The sequence below is a fragment of the Aeromonas sp. QDB62 genome (assembly GCF_027705695.1).
Lineage (GTDB): Bacteria > Pseudomonadota > Gammaproteobacteria > Enterobacterales > Aeromonadaceae > Aeromonas > Aeromonas allosaccharophila.
In genome coordinates, this window is the sequence record NZ_JAPDCD010000112.1 from 1 (window position 1) to 1,530 (window position 1,530).

The 1,530-nt window shown below is 61.2% G+C and carries 1 protein-coding gene; it reads right to left on the reverse strand.

Annotation, left to right across the window (positions count from 1 at the left end):
* Positions 1-8: 8 nt before the first annotated feature.
* A complete protein-coding gene (locus OKC27_RS22640) occupies positions 9-1,427 on the reverse strand; it encodes an IS66-like element ISAs21 family transposase (protein WP_004576012.1) in 1,419 nt (472 codons plus the stop codon).
* Between the last annotated feature and the right edge of the window lie 103 nt (positions 1,428-1,530).

Below are 1,530 nucleotides of genomic sequence, written 5' to 3' on the forward strand. Positions count from 1 at the left end.
GTAACCGTTCACCGGGACGGTGTTGACAGCACCAACTCCTCCGGGAACGGGTAGTCGGTTTTCTCGATGCAGGACCTGACAACTGCCCTCAGCCACTCCTGCGGGCAGCGGCCCAATCGCTTGGCCGTCTCCACCAACGATAGGATACGCTGCCTGAACTGCTCGCCTCGATGCGACCAGACGCCATAGCTTCCCTTGCGCCACAGCACATAGCCACGCAGCGCCCGCTCCGCTTCATTGTTGGTCAGCGCTATCTCGTCGTTTTCCATAAAACGCCATAGCATCTCATCGTCCTTGAGCAGTAACTGGCAGCGCCCACGGTAGCGCTTGGAACACAGTACACTGCCCCGCTCCAGCTGCCTTCGCCAGCTTTGCCGACATCGCTGCAACCTTCGCTGGTACTGCTCCCGGCTTAAGCAGCCTTGTTCATAGCCATGCCGGGTTCTGAACACCGTGTCAGCCAGCAGTACCAGCCGGGCTCCGATAGGCTGGTTGACGGCGTCGCTACTCTCGGCAATCGCCGCCACGTTGCGCAGCACATGCGCCCAGCACAGTTGGCGCTGGGCGCTGTCGATGAAGCGGTATCCCGCATACTGGTCGGTCACCAGCACCCCATCAAGCTCACTGCCCAGCAACCGCTTCGCTGCCTCCTGACCGCGGCCAAACGCCGTCATGAAGCAGACCGCGACCTTGCTCAGGGCCAGCCACATCCAGCGTCGCTCACCGCCCCGCTGGTGCCGGGTTTCATCGGCATGGATGATGGCGGCAGACTGCACTTGCTGTTTGATGGCTTGGTGGGTCGGGGTGAGCATGGCGCTGACCCGGCCTTGCGCTTCACTGATGGCGCCTCGGCTAAAGCTCAAACCGAAGTGCTGCTTGAGCTGCTGCTGTATCTTGCTGATGCTCTGGTGGAACTGACCACTCTGCAAAGCGATATAGCTCAGCAGATTAGCCCCCATCTGGCTGTGGCTCACCGTATCGGGCAGGGCTGCTTCACTGGTGGTGACGCACCCACGGCAGGTGCCCCGATACAGCTGATGCTCTGTCACCACATAGCTGACCTCGGGCAGGTCAAACACCTGATGAACCCGGTAGGGCTTGTCATGGGACACCACCTGCTCACCACAGCAGGCGCACTGCCGGGCAGGATAGTGTGGTATTGCCGTCAGTCGGTCGTCCTCAGGATGACGTTCACGCCGCTGCCCCTTGTGGCCAGGCTGGGCACCACGAGCCTTGCCGGAAGCGGGGCGCTTGCGCGCAGGCGGGGTCCCCGAGCCATCAGTGGAGGGGGGCTTGGAGGAGTTATTGCTGTTTTGGTTGAGGCGGTCTTCAAGCTCGGCGATGCGCGCCATCAGCTTGTAAATCAGCTCGTTGGCTTGCTCGAGGGTCAGCGGCAGGCCGGGTGGTGGCGTAATGGGTTTGCTCATGACGTGATGGTGCCAAGCTGGCGGGATCAGGCAAGGGGCAACAGTGGATCAAGGGATGATCGTCTCACTTTTTCCTGTCAATGCCATCTGGGTGAACAGTTAC